Genomic DNA, 2,478 nt, shown 5'->3' on the forward strand with positions numbered 1-2,478 from the left:
ATGCCATACAACTAACAACGGATTTCCTGCATTATTAGGAAATTCTTTTTTCATAAGTGCTTCAGCTTGCTGTGACATAGCTGTTTCAGGTAAATTTTTCGGATTCGGTTCTTTCATACTGTTTACTTGTGGCAACGTAAATGAAAGTACCAATGTAATAAGAATCCAAACCGATAAAGTTATCCATTGCGTATTCTTCCCTGCTACAAGCTTCCCTAACATATTTAACGGGTGCTTTTTCATAAAAACCCACCTTCCTTTTCCCGACCAATATTAATTATATATACTGGTCGGTTAATTAATCAAGAATGATTAAAAAATTATGTTATAATTATCTCAATCATAAATGTCAGGAGCGAATGTATTTGGATCAAAAACAACGTCCTCTCGGAAGGCCTCGTCAAAATAAAAATACAAAATCTACAAAAGCAATCATTTTAGAAGTTGCAACTAGGTTATTTCTCACTCAAAATTATCAAGTTGTTTCGATGGATGAGGTCGCGAAAGAATGTGGTGTTACAAAAGCAACCGTCTACTATTACTATTCAACAAAAGCGGATTTATTTACCGCTACTATGATTCAAATGATGGTACGAATAAGAGAAAATATGGATCAAATCCTCTCTACAAATAAGACTTTGGAAGAAAGATTATTGGACTTTGCTACAGTATACTTACACGCAACGATGGATATTGATATGAAGAACTTTATGAAAGATGCAAAACTATCCTTATCTGAAGAGCAATTGAAGGAATTAAAAAATGCCGAGGATAACATGTATGACGTATTGGAAAAAGCACTCGATAATGCGACGGTCCTTGGAGAAATACCTAAAGGAGATCCTAAATTTGCTGCCCATGCTTTCGTAGCTTTATTATCAATCGGGAATTTTAAAGATGAGAATCACAATCCTACTCTTGCAAATATAGATGAATTAGCAAAACAAATCGTTTCGTTTTATTGGAATGGGTTAAGTCATTAAAATTAAATTGATTATATTTAATAAAGAGCACGTTTGAAATCCCTTCAAACATGCTCTTTATTAATTTAAGGGTTTTATTTATATACTAGCAATTAGATTATACTTTAGCACCAATTAACAAAAAATTCTTATTTACAGCTTTTGAATTTGTGCATTTATATTCCCCTTACTTAATCCACCATGGTAACAAACTACCGAATCWATTTCTAGATTTAAATACTTCTTCAAAGAATTTTGCGCTTCTTTTATATCCAAAGTAGTCGGGGCATGAATTCCCCCTAAAATTCCGTTTACGCTATACATTGAATCCCCAGCGATAAGAGTTTTACTTTGTCTCAAATATAAACTAATATGACCAGGAGTGTGCCCTGGGGTATGAATAATAAGAATACCACCGCAATAGGAAAGTTCTTGACCGTCAATCAAAGTATCATCCACTTTTCCTTTCGGAGGATTCTGTACTTGTGCATCCTTCAATAAGGGTAACTCCCCCTCGATATATGGCTTGTCTAGCTCGTGAGCATAGACTGTTATATTACTTCCACAGTTTTGTAATAGTTCAGGAAGACTACCTATATGATCTATATCCTGATGCGTCAAAATCACGACTTTTAGTTTACCAAACGATACTCCAACCTTATCCATTTCTACTTGTATATCTTCAATTTGTCCAGGAAATCCAGTATCTATTAAAACTGCCATTTCATCATCCCATAAAAGAATTGGGTGAATAATATACCCTTGGAATTCAAGATGTAACATCTCTACTCCCTTAGCAATCTCCATGACTTTTGTCTCCTTTATTATTAGGTTTTTAAAATCTAAAAATAGATTTGAATACATAAAAAACTTAATAAATAAAACCCTGCTATCGTATAATATGCTTCGTCATACCAATCGAAAATTCCTCAAATCCAATTGATTCATAGTAATGTTTTAAATCTTCAACGCACATAAGTTGTGGAATAACTCGTTTTTGTTCGCAGTGCCGGATTAATCGTTCCACTATTTCTTTTCCAATGCCTTTGGACTGATATTCCGGTAATACACACACTCCGCAAATAATGCCCGTAATTACACCATCTGATATAATCCGTCCCATCCCTACTAACTTTTGGTCATCAAAAACATAAATTGCATACCAACTTTGTTTACACATTTTCTCTAACTCATTAACCGATAAGCTAAGAGAATTCCACCCTAAAGATTCATACATAGTTAATAATTCATTGAAATCTTTAGGGGGTTCAATTGTGTACTTTAAAATAGTTTTCATGTAAATACTCCCTATCATCCTTTTTGTTTTTATTCCCAAAAAATTTTGACCGTCGTCAAACTGACTCGAACAATACTTCAATAAGAAAAAAGGAAACTCCTTCTCTTTAAAAACATAAGGAACTTAATAAGATTGGTACCATATATATTTCTCTATTTAATATTTGTTTAGTATATCAACTAATGGTGAGTATAAAATATATACATTTCAACCATCACC

At 33.1% G+C, this 2,478-nt stretch carries 3 protein-coding genes and 1 pseudogene; 1 reads left to right on the plus strand and 3 read right to left on the minus strand.

The window, feature by feature from the left end; genetic code table 11:
• Positions 1 to 243, minus strand: a pseudogene (locus AC1DTM_RS22810) (MMPL family transporter); the annotation flags it as partial.
• 122 nt (positions 244 to 365) lie between these two features.
• Between AC1DTM_RS22810 and AC1DTM_RS22815 the strand changes: the two are divergent.
• Positions 366 to 983 carry a TetR/AcrR family transcriptional regulator gene (locus AC1DTM_RS22815; RefSeq protein ID WP_016104820.1) on the plus strand — a complete coding sequence of 206 codons (618 nt, stop codon included), beginning with the start codon at positions 366 to 368 and terminating at the stop codon, positions 981 to 983.
• 132 nt (positions 984 to 1,115) lie between these two features.
• Here the strand turns inward: AC1DTM_RS22815 and AC1DTM_RS22820 are convergent, their stop codons facing one another.
• Entirely contained in the window at positions 1,116 to 1,769 is a 654-nt protein-coding gene (locus AC1DTM_RS22820) for an MBL fold metallo-hydrolase (protein ID WP_016104819.1), read from the minus strand.
• An 82-nt stretch (positions 1,770 to 1,851) separates the two neighbouring features.
• Positions 1,852 to 2,259, minus strand: a complete 408-nt coding sequence (locus AC1DTM_RS22825; RefSeq protein WP_016104818.1) for a GNAT family N-acetyltransferase — start codon at positions 2,257 to 2,259, stop codon at positions 1,852 to 1,854.
• Positions 2,260 to 2,478: the final 219 nt, after the last annotated feature.

The sequence above is a fragment of the Bacillus sp. P4_D3 genome, assembly GCF_056401855.1.

Bases quoted from the DNA above. Each gene is read 5' to 3' on its own strand.
- AC1DTM_RS22825 (WP_016104818.1), bottom strand. From the start codon at position 2,259: ATGAAAACTATTTTAAAGTACACAATTGAACCCCCTAAAGATTTCAAT.